Genomic DNA, 17,367 nt, shown 5'->3' with positions numbered 1-17,367 from the left:
CGTCAGCGCCTGGCGGCGCGCTTGACCGGCTGGGGCGCCAGCCGGGGGAACTTGGACAGCCACCGCTTGAACATCTGCTGGGCCGCGGTCTGAGTGCCTTCGGAGACCAGCGACTCGACGTCGAAGAGGAGCTGGTAGGCCTTCAGGTGTTGGTACGCGACCTCGGCCCAGAACTCGTCCTCGGTCGTGATGGGATTGGGGCCGTCGACGGTGCCCGGCGTCGGGATGTTGGGCAGCTGCGTGTAGGGGCCCGGGAGGGCGCCGCCGAGCTCCGAGGCGGTGACGGCCGCATTGACCAGGTTCGTGATGTCCGAGGGGACTTGTCCACCCGCCCACTTCGTGGGGTAGAGGGTGGGGATCTTCTTGAGCATGTCGACGACCCACGCGTGCGGCACGGCGTCGAGGCTGTTCCAGATGTTCTGGTTCCAGGCGTACTGCGGCTGCGACAGGTTCAGGCTGACGGGCGGAAACACCTGACCGAAGAAGTCGGAGGTGCCCTTGTTTCCAGGCGTAGGGCCTGCCACCGGAAGCACGTAGACGTTGCCCCAATTGCCGGTGCTGAACACGCCGCCCGAGGGATTGAACAGGGCGAGCGCGAGCGTGGGCGCCAGCGCGCCCCCCAGGCTGTGGCCACCGAAGATGAGCGTCTTCGAGCCCGTGTCGCTCAAGGAGCGGAGGAACTCCACCAGGGTCTGCCGGGTGGTCACCGAGTCGGTCATGCCGAGCAGGTTGTTGGTTCCCAGCGCGGTCCCTGTCGAGATGACGGGCCACGGATTGATTCCCTGGGGCACGCTGTAGGAGGGCAGGCTCGGGAAGGCCGCCGTCCAGAGTGTCGTGGTGTTGACGCTGTTGTCTTCGTCATCCTTGTCATAGGCGGACGACCCGTTGGTGCCTGCGATGGCGACGACGTAGACAGACCGGTCGGGGTTCGCCGCGACGTACATGACATTGTCTGCGAAGCTCTCGGGACTGTCCTTGGCCTCGAAGACCGCCGGCCCCCAGACGACCGACCACTGGCCTTCCATGGCCTGCTGGACGTCCGGCAGGGCCAGGAAGGTCGTCAGCTTGGACTTCAGGGTCTGCGCCAATGTCTGGGAAGCGCCCGCGATGTCACCGACGCGGTTGGATTCCCAGGTGAGGAGAAAGGCCTTCTGACAGAGATTGAGGGGAGTGATGGGGGATGCCATAGGATTCCTCTGTGCCGTGGTGGGACCTACTTCGTGCAGCGGTAGGTCTGGGCTTACAGGCTTCGGCCCGACTGCCCACGCGCCATCAATGCAGGCATGGTGCCAGTCCCGTAAGTCGAGGAATTTCCTCTCGGGCGCCCGTGTGCGAGGTGTGCCATGTCTGGGAATGACATGTCCGGCCTGGGGGCTGACGTGTCAGGCTTCCTGGTGAAATCTGCCGCGCGCGTGAACGTATGGATTGGAGACACGCGGGCGGGCTGTCTCGGCATGTTTCCGCGCGCCCCATCGCGGCGCACATCGGCCGACACATGGGATTTTCGTTCGAGCGCGCAATCGAGTGCGCCGGGCCTCGTAGGGGCCTTGGAAGTCCCGCAGTGCCTCCACGAACTCTCTCCGGGCCCAGGACGCCATGACCTCCAGACTCTTCTTCCACGGCCTGTCGCCCACCCCCGGTGTCAGGGCGCTCCCTGCGTGGGTGCTGACGGCTGCGCTAGCGCTCACGGGGACCGCGGTCGCGGCCGAGCGCGCCCGTGTTGTGGCGTCACCGCCATTCACGCAGGTCCTCGAGCGCGAAGTGCCAGCCCTCATGAAGGAGGCCCACATTCAGGGCGCGGCCGTGGGGCTGATTGTGGGCGGCAAGCTGGTCTACGCGAAGGGCTTTGGCTTCGCCGACCATGCGGGCAAGGTGCCAGTGACGCCCGACACCGTGTTCGTCGCGGCCTCGCTGTCCAAGCCGATCGCCAGTTGGGTGACGATGCGCCTGGCCGAGCAGGGGCGCGTGCAGTTGGATAAGCCAGTGGCCGAGATGGTATCGCCCTGGCCGCTGGCGAAGAGCGAGTTCGACCCGCGTCAAATCACGATCCGCCGCCTGCTGTCGCACACCGCGGGCACGACCCTGGGCGGGTATCAAGGCTGGCTCGACTTCAAGGAGCTGCCGAGCCTGGAGGAGTCCCTGGCCGGCAAGACCAATGGGCGTGGCGCGGTGGAGCTGTTCGCGCCGGTCGGGGCGAAGTTCCAGTACTCCGGAGGTGGATACACCCTGATGCAGTTGGCCATCGAGAGGACCACCCAGCGCAAGTATTCGGATCTGGCGCGCGAACTGGTGTTCCGGCCGCTGGGCATGAAACAGAGCAGCGTCGCCATGACGCCGGAGGTGCTTGCGGGTGCCGCGCAGGGCCATGACGATGATGGCAGTCCGGTGCCGCCGCGGTACTACGTGGAGCAGGCGCCCTCCACCCTGACCACCACCGTCCACGACTTCGCCCGCTGGATGATTGCTGGAATGGCGAACACCGCTGGCGCGCATCCTCTGTCCCAGGCGCAACTGGCCCAAATGTATACCCCCGCGGAGCTGACCACGCCGCGCGCGCCGAACGAGGCGGTCTACGGCCTGGGGCATTTCATCGAACGCCTTGGCGATGGCAGCACCGCAGTGGGGCATGACGGACGCAACCAGGCTGGTTTCCGAGCCAAGTTCTTGATGCGTCCGCAATCTGGCGACGGCATCGTCTTCTTCAGCAACTCGCGCAGTGGTCTGGCTTTGGATCGAATCATCTGCCTGTGGGGCGCCGACGTCGCGAAGGTCGCTCCCGAGACAACCTGCAAGAAGTCATGAGCTGGGGGCCGTGAGGCCCCGCGACGGACGGGCCTCACGCGCAGCCCAAGCGCCCTGGAGTCTAGCGGGGGGCGCTGGAGCGAACGATTGAGCCCCTCATTCCGAACCACGAGTCTCCAGGGTGGTAAGCAAGGCCCGCTGGATCCTCTTCGCCGCCCTCTGTCTGGCCGTGGGGCTCTATCCCGGCAGCTACTTGCTCTCCGCCTCGAACGTCGGAATCCGAGCCCTGAAGAGCAGAGAACTCCTGACCAGCTCCGTCTGGAATGCGGCCTTCTACACCCATATCTGTCTGGGCGGACTGGCTCTGGGCCTTGGCTGGACGCAGTTCGTGGCAAGGCTGCGGCTCAAGTTTCCGCGCGCGCACCGGCTCGTCGGAAAGGTCTACGTCGGAGCGGCCCTGCTGAGTGGGCTTGCCGCTGTCTATCTGGGCTTCTTCGCCCAGGGGGGCGCCGTCGCCGCAGCGGGCTTCGTCAGCCTGGGAGTCGTCTGGCTTTACACCACGGCCTCTGCCTACCGACTCATTCGGAACCGACACATCGAAGGACACCGGCGCATGATGACCTATAGCGATGCCGCCTGTTTCGCGGCGGTCACGCTGAGGCTCTGGATGCCGGTCCTGACTCACGCACTGGGCGACTTCGTCTCGGCCTACAGGGTCGTCGCCTGGCTCTGCTGGCTCCCCAACCTCGGCGTGGCATTCGTCATCTCGCGCAGGCACTCGCAGGCGCGCTTGCTCGTGCCTTCGTGACGACCTCGTTGCCCCGGGTGTGGGGTGCGCTTCAGGTGAGGCATGGGACGGCGTTCGGCCGCGGGGCTTCTGCCGCGACCTATTCGGCCTTGAGTCCCTCCACCGGCTCCACGCTGCTGGCCTTGAGGGCTGGGTAGATGGACGCGAGGTAGGTGACGAGCACGGCGATGACGACAGCCAGCGCGGTCTGCACCGGCTCGACGCGCACCGGCAGCGCCGGCATGAAGTACACGGCCGCGTCCATCTTGATGCCTACCTTCTCGATGAACACACACCACGAAAGGCCAGACATCAGTCCGAGGAGGCCCCCCGCGACGCCGATTTGCAGACCCTCGGCGAGGAATATCTTCACGATGCCTCCGTCCGGGACGCCCAATGCCTTGAGGACGGAGATCTCCTTGCGCTTCTCCAGCACCAACATGATGACGGTGGCGACGATGAGCCCCGCCGCCACGATGATGATGATGGAGAGGATGATGCCCATCACCAGCTTTTGCAGGCGCAGCGCCGAGAAGAGGTTCTTGTTCATCGCGCCCCAGTCCCGCGCCCGGTAGGGATAGCCGCCCAGCGCCTTCACCGCCTGGGCCGCGATGCGCCGCGCGTCGTCGATGTCCGCCACCTTCAGCTCGATGCCCGTGGCGCCCTCGACGGCGAAGAAGTCCTGCGCCTCGCGCAGGAGGATGTAGACGAACTTGGAGTCGTACTCGTACATGCCCGAGTAGAAGATGGCCGCCACGCGGAAGGCGCGGCTCTTCGGAATCGGGCCGGAGGGGCCCATCCCGGTTCCCAGCGGGGAGATGACATTCACCGTGTCGCCCTCCACCACGCGCAGCGACGCCGCCAGCTCTCGGCCGATGATGATGCCGGGCAACACGACGGGCTTCGGGGGCGCGCCGCTCTTCGCGTCATGGGTTTCGTCGGAGGGTTCGTGAGGGACAATCTTCTCTGGGGCGCCGAGGAGGTCGATGGAGCCGCTCCCCTGGATGTTGCGCGGCAGGTCCGTCACCTCGCCCACCGTGGCGGGGTCGATGCCTTTGATGACGACGCCGTCGGCGTTGTGCTCGGAGGCAATCATCACCTGGTTGATGAGGAAGGGCGTCTGTCCCACGACGCCGGGCACCTTGCGGACGGTGTCCATGACCTGGGGATACTCGGTGAGGCCGCCCGTGTACTTGGACACCACGGCGTGCGCGTTGGTGCCCAGGATTTTCTGCCGCAGCTCCGTCTCGAAGCCGCTCATCACCGACATGACGATGATGAGCGCCATGACCCCCACGCCCACGCCGCCCACGGACAGGGCGGTCATCATCATGGTCGGGGATTGCACTCGCTGCTTGAGGCGGTTGAGGTCGGCCGCCGCGGCCAGCGGATCCGTCAGCCCCAGTCTTCGGATGCGGGTGCGCTCCACCGCGGCTTCCGTCGAGCGGAGGATGAAGGCGACGAGCAGCGGCGGGATGATGCCGAGCATCAGCACGGCCAGCGTGCCCAACAGCAGCGAGGGACGGAACACCGCCACGTGCCGGCGCGCGACGAAGAGCTCGAAGCCCATCCGCAGGTCGAGGCGTCCGCTGCCGGCGGCGATGAACCCGGTGTTGATGCCCAGCACCAGCAGCAGCACCAGGGACGTGAAGACGAGCCAGTACCCCAGCTCCGCGCGACCGAGCAGCGCCGCGACGTTCGTCACCTCGCGCAGATGAGGGCCCAGCGCGAGTTGGAGCTCCGGAACCTGCCCCACCAGCGTGAGGACGATGGGGATGGGCAGGCCCAGGTACAGCACGCCGAGGGTGGCCTCGGGCAAGGACAGCCGCTGCGCCCGCGAGGCGCCGAGGAATCCGAAGAGGAAGGCCACCATTCCTCCCGCGAGCAGGGCCAGGGCGAAGGCCCCCGTGGGCGTCAATGACAGGACTCCACTGCTCGCTTCCGTCGTCCCCGCGAACTCCGGGTGCGCTCCCCCATCCGACAGCCACGTCTGCAGGGCGATGAGGAGGACCTCCGCCAGCAGGAGGCCGCCTCCATACGCCGCGAGGGTGCGCCAAGAGAAGTCCTGGTAGCGCGCCAGCCGCGGATACAGCGCGGCGCCCGCGGCCGGACTCGGGCCGTCCGGAGACGCTGGCACCCGGCGGATGCCCGCCGCGATGAACCCCCAGCCCGCGAGCCATACCGCCGTCCCCACCAGCAGCACCCCGGGGTTCGACACCGGGGCGAGGTCCTGGTGGGCCGCGAGCAGCGCCGCGCTCAGGACTTGGACGAGGCTGCCCCAGCCCAGCAGGGAGAGCCCCAGTGCGGGGCTGGCCTCTTCCCACGCATGGGCGGACAGGAGCGCCACCGCGAGCAGTCCGAAGCCCACGAGGGCCACCCCCGCCCCCAGCCAGAGATAGGTCCAGCGGTAGGCGGTCTGTCGTTCAGGGGGTGGGGATTGCAATGGGGTTTCGAGCGAGGGAAGGGGATTCATGCGGAGAGCCCGCGGAGGAAGACTTCGAAGCATGCGCCCAGGGGTCGGTGGCGCTGGGCCTCAAAGCCCTTCGAGAGCAAGCCGACGCACAGACAGTGCATGAACTCGACGAACCCCCGCGCCTGCCCGGCGAGCGATGTCCTCGACCGAGGCCTTCTTGAAGCCATCGCGGAGGAAGGCTTCGCCAGCCGCGAGGAGGATGGCCGCGCGCGGATCCGAACTCATTGACCAGATTCCTATTCTGGTCACCAGGTCAACGCAAGGCGCCTGGGCTTCGGGGATGCGGCCAGGCAGGCAGCTCGTGCTCTCCGGTATGAGCGGCGACCCTCAGTCGGATTCGGCCAGATGAACGAGGCGCGGTGTCGCGAGCGGGTGGACGACGCAATCCTCGGGGCCGCCGTCCTCCCACGCGAGCATGGCGAACTCGGCGGGTGTATCGAGCGCGATGATGGGGTGATGCCAGACGCCACGGTGGTAGTTCACGCCCTGGCCCGGTCCCGCTACGAAGGCCAGGAGTCGCTCCGGGTCGGGGCCACCGGAGGCCCGCGCGGGGGCGACGCACACGAGGTAGCGGGAGCAGCGCAAGGGGAGGAAGGTCTGGCTCGACCGTGGGTGATGTTCGAGCAGTCCGACCGTGAAGGGCAGGGGTTGAGGCAGCGCGCGGAAGACCGCGAGGTTGGGCTTGGCTCCGTCGCGCGTGCTTTCGAGCCTCGCGGTCCAGTCGTAGCGCACCGCGGTCCCCTGGTTCGCCGTCGCCCCCTCGGAGAGCCCCGCGGACACGACGTCACCGAAGGGCGCGAAGCCCTCTGGAGTGAGGGCTCGCGCGAGGAGGGCGTGGTGCGAAGGGACGCGGCTCGTCATCCGTGGAGCCTATCGACTTGGACCGGCCGTGAGGCAATGCCGGTAGGTCCGGTGCCGTTCTCGAACCGTCTGTTTTCCGATAGGAAGCGCCATGCCCGAAACGAGTGCGGCGGCGGCCTCCCCGCCCCCCACGCAGCTTCCCGAGTCCTGTCCAGTCCACCCCGAGCGCGCCTGCATCGGGACGTGTAAGCGATGCGGTGTCTTTCTTTGCGTGGAGTGTCGGCATCCGGTCGAGTCCACCCGATGCCACGCCTGTGTCCAGGTCCTCCAGGGGAACGCCCGCCCAGGACTCAGGGGCTTGATGTGGCTCGCTCTGCTGATGCTGGCCGGGCAGCCCGTGTTGTTCTTCTCTGTGGCCACCACGGCTCAGCAGGCGGCGAGCGGCGCGGGATGGCGAGACATCTGGGCAAACATGGATTGGCTCAGCGCCACCGGCTATGAGCTCCTGGGCTCGGGAGTCCTTGCTCTCTATGGGCTCATCCTGACGCCGGCCTATCTCATGCGCCGTCGGTGGATCCCACGTCAGATGCAGTACTTCCTCGTCTGCAATCTGGTCCTTCGAGGTGTATTGGTCGCGGTTTCTAGAGCCATGATGCTCCCGCCTGGCCAGTTGGAGACGGCCGTTCCCAACTTGATGGGGAGTCTCTTGAGCGGTCTGTTGATGACAGGTGTCTGGATGTTCTATTTCGCGAAAAGCAACGACGTGAAGCAGACCTTCGTCACGTGATGCGTGGCCGGGGGGGGCGGCGAGCGCCCCCTCACCACGTGGAGCTGGAGAAGCCGGAGCCACCCCCTGACGACGATGAGTTGTCGTCGCTGCCGCCTCCACCTCCTCCGTCGCTGCTCCAGGACGAGCTGGAGAATCCCGAGTCGTCACTGCTGCTCGAGGAGGACGAGCTGCTGCTCCAGGAGAAATGAGAGGTGTGCGCGGAGGCCATCTGGCGACGGTGCCGCTCCTCGCTCTGGCGCCGGGCTTCCTCCTCTTCGCGATGGCGTTGCTCCTCCTCGCGCCGTGCGGCCTCCGCGCGGCGGTGGTGCTCGACGATGCGCTCGGCCTCGGCGATGGCCTCCTGGGCCTGCCGTTCGGCCCGGCGCGCGTCGGTCGTGGCGCGTCGATAGTCTCCCCCGTTCAGGGCCGTGCGAGCGCTCGTGAGCGACGGATTGCCCGTGTCTCCCGTCAGGGTGACGCCATAGCCCCCGGACCAGCGGCTGGCCTTGCGGACCTCCTGCGTGGCTTGATTCACGGCCTCCTGGGCGTCCTTGGCCGCCTGCATCTCGCGAGTCAGCACGGCGGATGCCTTCGTGGCGGCCTCCGCGATGCGGTCTCCCTCGGCATGCAGGGCTTCCCAGTCGCCATGGTCTTCGAGCAGGGTCGCATCCGCGCGTGCGAGCGCGGTCGCCAGCGCCTCGACGGAGGCGCGGGCGCCGGTGGTCGCTACGCTGTCCGCGATGCCGTCCCTGGCCGCCTTTCGCGCCAGGCCCTCGGCGTTCTCGACCGCTTTGCGCGTCAGCCGCAGGCTCGTCTCCACGCGGGTGTGCTCCTCGTGGTTCGCCTTGGCTCGCTGGTGGAGTTGCAGGAGGGCCTGCCCCACGGTGCTGAGCTGCTCGGCGGCGGCGAAGGGCTCGGCGGGCCGGGCGTGGACCGCGTCTCGCGTGTGCGTGAGGTCCTGCTGGGCTCGGGTGATGTGGGAGATGGTCGAGGCGGAGGTGCGTCGATCCGTGGCGATGGCCAGACATTGCTGGGCCAGCTGCTCCGTGACCGCGAGCTGCTCCGTGTTGCGCACCTCCAGGGCCGCGAGCTGCTGAAGCTTCTCGGCCAGCTCCGTGAGGCGGTGCTTCACGAGCGCACAGCAGCCCTCGACCTGTCCGAGGAGTGCATCGGCTTCGAGCAGGTGCCCCTGGTCATGCGCGGGTGGCGCCGCGTCGAGTGCCTCTTGGGCTTGTCCCCAGCAGGCGGTGGCCTCCTGGAGGTTGTCGTGCACGGTGCCGTTCGCGTGAGGATGGGTGGGGTCTCCCGCGCGCAATCGCAGGGCGGCGGGTTGATAGCGCGGGAGGGTGCTGCCCAGGTGGGCCTCGTGCTCCGCGCGCTGCGCCTTCATGTCCCCGAGCAGGGCGCGCGCCGCGTGAAGGCGTGACGCGTAGCGCGCCTCGGCCTCGCGAGACTTCGCGACCATCGCGTCCGCGTCCGTCACCCGGGCTTGGGCCGTGTCGAGGTGCTCGCGCACGGGCCCGAGCTCACCGCTCCCCAGCCCCGCGTGGGCCTGCGCGAGCGCGGCCTCACCCGCCGAGAGTCGGCCCGAGGGGTTCTCGTCCTTCTCGCGCAACATCGCCGAGGCCGGAAGCCCCAACGCGCGGCCCAGCTCCGTCCGCGCCGAGTCGACGCCCTGGGCTGAACGGTCCAGCTCCACCTTGACGCGCACCGCCTCGCCCGCGAGCGTCTCGGCCTGGGCGCTCCGGTCGCGCAGCCGGTCCATCGCCACGGTCAGCGCCTGGATGTCCGCGCTCACGTCGCGCTTCACCAGCACGGAAGCGATCTCCTCCGCCTGCCGGGCGAGCGCGGCGAGGCCGGCATCCAGCCACGCGCCCGCCAGGCCCAGCCCGCCGAGCGCGGTGGCCGCCTGCGCGGTGACGGGGAGCAGCTCGCCGTGCCCTTGCTTGAGTGTGGCGTGAAGCGCGTCGGCGTCCTCGCGCGGCCGGCGTGCTTCGGTGAGCGGCCCTTCCAGCGCGGCGAGCGGGTCCTTCGCGAGCAAGGGGCGCGCCTGTCCCAGGAGCTTCTCCAGAGCGGGAGTGACACGAGACTGGAGCGAGGCCACGTGGAGCACGGACCCCAGCGCGGCCAGGGCGCTCAGCTCCGCGAGGACGCGCTCCATCGCGGACACGCTCTCCTGGGTGCGCTCGGTCGATGTTTCCAGCGCCTCCAGCGCGTCCGCCGCGCTCCCCGCGCGACCATTGAAGGCCTCGACGAGCGCCGCGAAGGAGAGCGAGAAGGGTTGATAGCTGGAGACGCTGCCCAGGAGCTTCTGCGTCTGGGTGCGACCTCCGCGCAGCACCCACTCGACGCCATCATCCGGTTCGAAGGCGATGGGTTGATCCCGCAGCAGGCTCACGGCGCGCACGTAGGGCCCGGTCGTCAGGTGGGCCACGAGGAGGCCCCAGGCGCCTCGCGCCTCCAGTTGTTCCTCCGCCGAGGAGAGCACGCGCGTGGCGGCGACGGACAAGAGGAACAGTTCGTCCACGTCGGAGGCGAGCTTCAGGGCGCGTGCCTGGGTGATGCCCTCAAAGCGTGCGCGGATGTCTTCCTGACTCGTGCCCGCGACCAGGTGCGTGCGCTCCAGCATGCCGAACAGCGCCTGGGTCTTCTCGTCCAGGGCCGTGCGCCACTGGGAGAGCAGCGTGAGCGCCTCCGCGCGGTGGCGGTTGCGGCGGCGACGGGCGCGGATGAGCAGCCCCATCGCGCTGACCGTGGCGATGAAGATGACCAGGTTCCGCAGCGCGCGCATGGCCTCGGCGTGTCGGATGGCTCCTTGCGCGGACTCCAGCGCCGCGTCGGCCCGAGCGAGTTCCTGGAGGAACGTGGCCCGGTCCTGATGCTCGAAGGCCGTGCGGGCCTGTCGCTGCGCCTCGCGCGTGGTGGAGAGCGGTGCCTGGGCCACCGAGGCGAGCGGGCGTCGGGAGAGCGCCTCCACCTGCTCCGGCAGTTCCTGGAGCCGCTTCTGTCTTGTGACGAGGGTGTCGAGCAGGGTGCTCGCTGCGTTGAGCCGGGTGGCGGCGCTTTCGAGGCGCTTGGCGTAGTCGGGCGCCAGGGACACCACCGCGACGCGCGCGGCCTCGACCTCCCCGCGCGCGTCCTCCACCTCCGGGAGGAGCATGGGCTGGAGGGGATGGGCCAGCAGCGCAGCCAGCTCCGCCTCCCGCTGACGCTGTTGCGTGAGGGCCTCCGTGTACTCCGTCAGCCCTTGGCTCGCTCGGGAGAGGGCCTCGCGCAGCTCGGCTTGGAGTGCCTTGGCGGCCTCGGGGTTCGCACGGGCCTCGGGTTCGAGGTGGCCGAGCGCCTCGACGAGCCGGGTTCGCATGCCTCCGAGGTCCGGGTTGGCCTGACGCACGCCCTCGGGCGGGTGCCCCTCGAACAGGGTGCGATGTCGGGCCCCGAGCGTGTCCAGCGCCGCGCCCAGCTCCTGGAGCGACCCGCGCACGGCGTCCAGCTCCGCCCGCCGTGCCTCGCGCTCCTTCTGGAGCTGCTGCGCCAGGCGTCCCTGGATGGTCGTGACGGTATCGCGCGCCGCGTCGAGGACTCGGCCTCCGCTGCGCATGGCGGCGATGGCCGAGGCGTCCAGGTTGCCTTGCCAGTGCGCCTCGCCCAGCCCGCGCTTGTCCATCGCGTCCGAGCCGAAATACGACAGGTTCCGCTCGCGCAGGGAGAGCAGGAAGATGGCGCCGTCCTGCTCTCCCGTGTCCGGATGGCGCAGGGCGCCGAAGCTCGTGCGGTTCGAGAGCCCTTTTCCGAGCGCCTGCTTCGCGGCCTCGATTCCCTCGAAGCGGCTGCCCGAGGCGTCCGTGAAGCGCTCCTGCTCCGCGTCGTTGGAGAGCACCACCGTCCAGTGCGGCGCCTCCTGGCTCAGCCAGACCTCCAACTCGCGCAGCTGCTCGTCGGAAGCTCCCACGTCGCCCTTCACGTAGAGGTGCTGCGACTCCTTCCACGCCTCCACCACCCGCGTGATGCTCCGCACGCGCAGCGGGCGCTGGGCCGCGGGGGCGGAGGTTCCCAGCAAGAGGAGGGTGAGGACGACCAGCGCGGCGGCGGAGCGGGGATGGGGCATCAAGGGAGGTCGGGAACGGGATGCGCGGGGGGAGAGGTGCCTCGGCCCGGTGCCATGGAGCCTCTTTCCCGATGAAACGTGGAGCGACGCGATTCTTGTCCGCTCCGCTTCGGGATGGGAAGCCGCCGCGCTGCCCGGGGACCGCGTGGATGCGATTAGACTCGCGGCGAGGAGCGAGCATGGACCTGGAAGAGCTGCGCGCCTTTCTCGATGTGGCGGAGACCGGCTCGTTTCTGGCCGCCGCGGACGCGCTGGGCGTGTCGCGCACGACGCTGCGTCGGCGGGTGGAAGCGCTGGAGGCGCGAGCAGGCGTGCCGCTGCTCAAGAGCACCAGCCAGGGCATCGTCCTGACCGAGGCGGGTGGTGTGCTCGCGCGGCGCGGGCGCGTGATGATGCAGGAGACGAGCGCCCTGCTGGCCTCCATCCGCGAGGTGGGGCAGGCGCCCTCAGGCGTGCTGCGCGTGGTCTTGCCGGTGGGGCTCCCGCCGCATCTCTTGAGCCCCTTGTTGGGCTTGCTGCGCGCGGCCTACCCGCTGCTGCGCGTGCACGCTCGCTTCAGCGTGGATCCGCTGAGTGAGCCGCTGGAGGGCGTGGACCTCGCGGCGCACTTTGGCGAGGACGTGCCCAAGGGGCCGTGGCTGTCCTTCGTGGTGATGCGGGTGCGCGAGGGGCTCGTCGCGAGCCCGGAGTACCTCCAGCGGCGCGGGACCCCCGACTCGGTGGAGGCGCTGCGCGAGCACGAGCTGTTCGCCTGGGAAGCGCCGCACGAGGACGCGCGTCAGTGGCCGCGCGTGGGCGGCTCCCTGTTCACGGTCGAGCCGGCGCTCATCACGCCGGACATCCACTTCATCCGCACCTGCTGTCTGGCGGGGCAGGGCATCGGGCTGGTGCCCAGCGTGGACCTCCCCGACCCGGGCGTTCCGCCAGACTCCCTGGTGGCGGTGCTGCCCGAGTCGGTCGGCCGTGTTCGCGCGGTGCGCATCAGCGTGCCCGAGGCCCTGGCCGAGATTCCGAAGATCCGATTCGTGCTCACCCACGTGCGCGACTTCCTCGCCGCCACGGAGGGGCTGGGCGCGACTACGGGTTCCAGCAGTTCGCTCGCTGGTCGTTGATGTACGTCCAGAACCGGAGGTCTCCGCGCACGTTGCCGTAGCCGTACCAGTTCCAGCCGCCTCCACCGTCGTGGAACTCCGCCATGCGCCAGCCCGCGCCGAATGTGCTCGCGCACAGTTGGTTGGCGACGGAGAGGCTCGTCAGCGAGGTGCCCGCCACGGGCAAGGTGGTGGCGAGGTTCGCGGAGGTCCATCCGTTGTAGAAGTCAGGCGTGACGCCCGGCGGGACAGGGGCTCCATCCTGCTTGAGACAGAGCACGGGCAGGACCGCCGTGCACGCGGTCTCGCCCTGATAGGCATTGCAGCTGGCGCAGCCCACATGGTCCACGCCAGCCACATGGTCGAGCTTCGACCACGTCATGCCCCGCCCTCCCGAGGCGAGCGCGGTGGGCACCGCCAGCAAGGAGATTCCCAACACCGCGAGTCGCACGTCACATCGTCCGTTCATGGCGCTCGGATTTGGGAACGCGCGACGGGAGATGCAAGGGGGCCCATCCCTCGGGCCCCCATGTGTGGCGAGGAGTGTCGAGCGGGCTACGGCGCCTGACGTCGGCGGCGCAGCCACAGCGCGGCGCCCATCGCCAACGGCAACATGCCTCCCCCCAAGGCCGCGGCCAGCGTGCGGCGCCGCACGTTCTTCCACGGCAGGGAGATCCTGGACTGGCTGGCCCGGACCCTGGCGAAGTCAGGGTCTGGGCACGCCTGTCCGAACTGCCAGGTCCCCGGGATGCTCGCGCCCTTCTGGATATAGGTGCGCCACAGCCGTTGGCCTCGCTCGGGGTCGATGGAGGAGGTGTAGCGCGCCGCGTGGCACAGCAGCATCGCGTAGGCCTGGCTGCGCGGCGGCATGAGCGCCGCGGCCTCTTCGGCGAGGTCCGCCGCCGTCGCGCGGTAGTGGAAGCGCAGGGGCGAGGGCGGCGCGTGGGCCGTGCGCCGCGCGCGCTCGGCGTCCGAGAGCAGCGGCTTCCCCTTCAGCACGGGGGAGAGCACGTCGCGCATGGAGTCGTCCGGGGTGTTGAACTCCTCGTCGGTGTCCAGGGAGTAGTCGCCCGCGGTCCAGGCCCAGTCTGGAGACGCCTCGGTCCCCAGCAGCTCCATGCCCAGGCGTCGCGCGATCCGCGATGCCGCGTACAGCGCCTGGGCCTTGTCGACGGCGTTGGAGGTGCTCCGCGCGCGAGCGAGGAGGTCCGCGTACTCGCGCGCCGGCTGCTCCCATTCGGTGCCTCGGAAGTACTCCTGCGCCTCCTGGTCCGCGTGCGTGCGCAGCAGGCGCCGCGCGAGCAGGCGCCGCAGCATCTCCGCCGTGCTCTTCTCCTTCGCCCCGTAGGGCGCGAAGGGCGTGCAGTTCAGCCCGGCCTGCTCGGCGGTCGTGTGGACCGTGGTGGACGGGGCGTGGGTCGCCACCAGCTTCTTCAGCTCCTCCACCGTGAGGACGCGCTCGGCCACCTCCGCCACGTCGGGCCAGTAGCAGGTCTCCACCAGCGCCTCCGCGGAGCGCGCGAAGTCACCCTGCGCGAGCGCGAGCACCGCGCGCTCACCCTCCAGCCGCAGGTGCGGGCGGAAGTTGGGGGTGGAGCCCTCGCCCGTCCAGTCCTCCGTCGCGGGGATGCCCGCCGAGGCCTCCGCGAGCAGTCGCTCCGCCTCCGCCGCGTCGCCTCGGCGCAGCGCGAGCTTGGCGCGCACCCAGGTGGAGAGCGGCGTGTGCTCCAGCCCGGCGAAGCGCTCGGCCTGCTCGAAGCGGCCCGCTCGCCACGCCGCCGCCGCGAGTCGATCCGCGCCCGCCAGTCCGGGCACGGCCGCCAGCGCGTCGAGGGTCCTCGCCACGCGTTCCATGCGGTGGTCGTCCGAGGACTCCCACTCGCGCGCGCGCGTCCACACATAGGCCGCCATCAGCCGCTGCGCCACCGGCTCCTTCAGCGCCTTCTGCAGCCGGGCCGGGTCGCGGGTGAGGGCCCGCGCCACCAGCAGCAGGGACGTGGCCGCGTGATGACTTCCGTGCGCGGCCTGCTCCGCGTAGAGGCGGATGGCCCCCGCGTCGTCACCCGCGTCCAGCAGGAGGCGCGCCTCCTCTCCCAAGCTGGCCAGCGCGAGCCCCAGTGGATCCTCGAAGCCCTGGCGCGCCAGCTCCCGCACCCCGCGGAAGTGGGGGATGGCTTCGTGTTGGAAGCCCGCGCCGGACGTGCGGCCCAGCATGTAGCGCGCGAAGGTGGAGAATCGGCGCCGCTGCTCGGGTGGCAGGTCGAGGACCGCCTGGAAGCGCGCGTACGCCTGCCTGCTGTCTCCCGCCTTGAACGCCGCCGCGCCCGACTCATAGAGCTGCGTCTCCTGGGCACCGCCGCCCACCCGCGCCCCCTTGGGCTCCTCCCAGTCCTCGATGACTGGGAAGGGCTTCTCGGGGGGCGGCACCAGCCGCGAGGCCTCCAGGGCGAAGGAGCCTTCGGGCAGCTCGGCCAAGGTCCTCGCGCGGTCATTGAGCAGGATGGGAGGGAAGTCAGGGCCGCACGCCCGCGCGGCGCGCCAGGGCGCGAGCAGCGTCACGGCGGCGACAGCGGACAGCCACACACTACGGAGCGACAAGGGACACCTCGGTTCCTCGCACGAAGCCCACGATGCGACGCTCACCGACGCGCAGGCGAGGAGGCGTGCGCGCCACGAGCGAGGTCCCTTGCGTGGCATAGCCCGCCACGCCTTCGAGGACCTCGATGTTTCCAGAAAGAGAGAGCCGTGACGGCGCGTCCGCGTCCACGAGGCCGGTGTTCTCGATGACGATGTCGCGCGTCCCGTGGCCCGCATCCACCAACTGGGACGCGAGCCGAGGCTCCAACGCGCCGCCCGTCAGGACCGCGGCCAGCGTGGCCGGACTCCACGCATCCAGGTCGCCCCGCGACCCGAGCCGGAACCACACGATGCCTTCCACGCCCTCCACCGGGTCCTCGCGCAGCGCGGTCAGGAAGCGGCCCACGTCCCGAGGCTCGACGCCCAGTCGCGTGCCATCGCGCAGCCTCGCGCGGTACGTGGGCAATGCCAGACGGAACGGATGATGCGTGGCCTTCGCCCACGACTCCGCGAAGGCGCGCGCCTGCTCCGGCGTGAAGAGCGTGGGGGCGCGCACGGCGTGCACCTGGAGGACGACCTCGTCAGGAAGAGAGACCAGGCGTGCCACGTGCGGCGAGGACGCCCAGGTGGGCAGCGCGGTGATGGACAGCCGCAGTCCTTCTAGCGTGGCGCGCTCGCGCTCGAGCCAGTCCGCATAGGCCCCCAGCGAGGCCGTGGCGCAGTCGTGATCGACCTCGACGCCGCCCACCCGCACGCCGCGCGCCCGCCAGTCCCGGGCCCGCGCCGCGACCTCCTCGAGCGAGAGCCCATCCAGCGGCGCCGTGCCGTCCACGCGCATCACCGCCACCACCTCGCGACCTCCGCGCGCCAACGCCTCCACGTCCACCGGCACGTCCACGGGCACGCGCTCCGGCCCGGAGAACTCGCGGGCCAGCACGCGCAGCGCGCTCAGCTGCGCGGGCGCCTCGCGGACGGCCTCGCTCAGCTCCGGCGACCACTCGCGCTGCCACACATAGGCGTCATGCACGAGGGGCCGAGGCCGCTCCCGAGAACACGCCAGCCCGAGCGCGAGGCACACGGCTCCCATGAGCCTGGCGTGGCCTGACTTCCAGGACTGTGAGGTGAAGGGCATGACGGACCGCGGCGGACGGCATCCATGCTGCCATGTCTGGACGACGCGTGCGCTGCTCTCGTCGAGGTGGCTGCTTGCACGCTCAGGGGCGCGGCAGGACCCGAGTGCGCCCGGACACCCAGGGATGTCCAGGCGCATGGCCCGAAGTGCACGATCGCGTCTCCCGGCCGAGGGGCGGCCCGGGCGTTAGAAGATCGTGTCCTTGTCGGTGAGGTTGTAGACCTCTTGCACGCCGCGCAGGAGCTGGGGGAAGTCGAGTTGCAGGTCCTTCAGGTGCCCGGTGCGCATGTCGAAGACCCAGCCATGCACGGTGGGGAACCCCCCGTTCACGTAGGAGCGCTGCACGGCGGCGGTCTTGATGATGCTGATGCACTGCTCGGTGACGTTCAGCTCGACGAGCCGGGCGTAGCGCGCTTCCTGGTCCGCCAGCGCATCCAGCTCTGCCTTGTGCAGGCGGTAGACGTCGCGCACGTTGCGGAGCCAGGGGTTGAGGATGCCCAGGTCGCGCGGCTGCATGGCGGCGCGCACCCCCTGGCAGCCGTAGTGACCGCACACGATGATGTGCTTCACCGACAAGTAGCGGACGGCGTAGTTGATGACCGCCATCACGTTCAGGTCGACGTTGTTGACCAGGTTCGCCACGTTGCGGTGGACGAACACCTCGCCGGGCTCCACGCCCATGATTTCGTTGGCGGGGACGCGGCTGTCGGAGCAGCCAATGTAGAGGTAGTCCGGATTGTGCTCCGCGGACAGGCGCTCGAAGTACTGGGGGTCGCCCTTCGTCTTCTCAGCGGCCCAGCGGCGGTTGTTCTCGAACAGCTGTTCGTAGGATGGCATGGCGGCCCTGGCATGCCCGCCTTGGCTCCAAGGTGTCAACCCAGAAGATG

Annotated in this window: 12 protein-coding genes; 4 read left to right on the top strand and 8 right to left on the bottom strand. The window is 69.6% G+C overall.

Annotated features, from left to right (window positions below):
* Positions 1-2: 2 nt before the first annotated feature.
* A complete protein-coding gene (locus tag KRR26_RS06975) occupies positions 3-1,187 on the bottom strand; it encodes a hypothetical protein (protein WP_120206070.1) in 1,185 nt (394 codons plus the stop codon).
* 409 nt (positions 1,188-1,596) lie between these two features.
* Between KRR26_RS06975 and KRR26_RS06970 the strand changes: the two genes are divergently transcribed.
* Entirely contained in the window at positions 1,597-2,802 is a 1,206-nt protein-coding gene (locus KRR26_RS06970) for a serine hydrolase domain-containing protein (protein WP_217079430.1), read from the top strand.
* A gap of 121 nt (positions 2,803-2,923) precedes the next feature.
* Complete coding sequence (locus tag KRR26_RS06965; protein WP_217079429.1) at positions 2,924-3,550, top strand: DUF2306 domain-containing protein; 627 nt, start codon at positions 2,924-2,926, stop codon at positions 3,548-3,550.
* Positions 3,551-3,629: 79 nt separating this feature from the next.
* On the opposite strand, the gene KRR26_RS06960 is transcribed toward KRR26_RS06965, so the two are convergent.
* Positions 3,630-6,002 carry an ABC transporter permease gene (locus KRR26_RS06960; RefSeq protein ID WP_217079428.1) on the bottom strand — a complete coding sequence of 791 codons (2,373 nt, stop codon included), beginning with the start codon at positions 6,000-6,002 and terminating at the stop codon, positions 3,630-3,632.
* A gap of 327 nt (positions 6,003-6,329) precedes the next feature.
* Entirely contained in the window at positions 6,330-6,863 is a 534-nt protein-coding gene (locus KRR26_RS06950; RefSeq protein ID WP_120206077.1) for an ureidoglycolate lyase, read from the bottom strand.
* A gap of 301 nt (positions 6,864-7,164) precedes the next feature.
* On the opposite strand from KRR26_RS06950, the gene KRR26_RS06945 reads away from it, so the two are divergent.
* Positions 7,165-7,590: a DUF2569 family protein gene (locus KRR26_RS06945; RefSeq protein WP_233576900.1), complete on the top strand. Its 426-nt coding sequence runs from the start codon at positions 7,165-7,167 to the stop codon at positions 7,588-7,590.
* A gap of 31 nt (positions 7,591-7,621) precedes the next feature.
* Here the strand turns inward: KRR26_RS06945 and KRR26_RS06940 are convergent, their stop codons facing one another.
* Entirely contained in the window at positions 7,622-11,680 is a 4,059-nt protein-coding gene (locus KRR26_RS06940; protein WP_217079427.1) for a coiled-coil domain-containing protein, read from the bottom strand.
* 179 nt (positions 11,681-11,859) lie between these two features.
* Between KRR26_RS06940 and KRR26_RS06935 the strand changes: the two genes are divergently transcribed.
* Positions 11,860-12,792, top strand: a complete 933-nt coding sequence (locus KRR26_RS06935; RefSeq protein ID WP_217079426.1) for a LysR family transcriptional regulator — start codon at positions 11,860-11,862, stop codon at positions 12,790-12,792.
* Here KRR26_RS06935 and KRR26_RS06930 read toward each other — a convergent pair.
* From KRR26_RS06930 to KRR26_RS06915, 4 genes are all read right to left on the bottom strand, one after another.
* Complete coding sequence (locus KRR26_RS06930) at positions 12,758-13,240, bottom strand: flagellar hook-length control protein (protein WP_120206084.1); 483 nt, start codon at positions 13,238-13,240, stop codon at positions 12,758-12,760. The two genes, KRR26_RS06935 and KRR26_RS06930, sit on opposite strands and share 35 nt — an antisense overlap.
* An 86-nt stretch (positions 13,241-13,326) precedes the next feature.
* Positions 13,327-15,369, bottom strand: a complete 2,043-nt coding sequence (locus tag KRR26_RS06925) for a hypothetical protein (protein WP_120206086.1) — start codon at positions 15,367-15,369, stop codon at positions 13,327-13,329.
* Positions 15,356-16,375 (bottom strand): DUF3142 domain-containing protein, encoded by a 1,020-nt coding sequence (locus KRR26_RS06920; RefSeq protein WP_328707069.1) that lies wholly within the window; start codon positions 16,373-16,375, stop codon positions 15,356-15,358. Before KRR26_RS06920 ends, KRR26_RS06925 begins: the two co-directional genes overlap by 14 nt.
* A 291-nt stretch (positions 16,376-16,666) precedes the next feature.
* Complete coding sequence (locus KRR26_RS06915; RefSeq protein ID WP_120206089.1) at positions 16,667-17,317, bottom strand: carbonic anhydrase; 651 nt, start codon at positions 17,315-17,317, stop codon at positions 16,667-16,669.
* Positions 17,318-17,367 lie beyond the last annotated feature (50 nt).

Source organism: Citreicoccus inhibens (assembly GCF_019039035.1).
Taxonomy (GTDB): Bacteria; Myxococcota; Myxococcia; order Myxococcales; family Myxococcaceae; genus Citreicoccus; species Citreicoccus inhibens.
The sequence above is the reverse complement of the archived record's forward strand: the minus strand, read 5'-3'. Positions and strand labels throughout refer to the sequence as shown.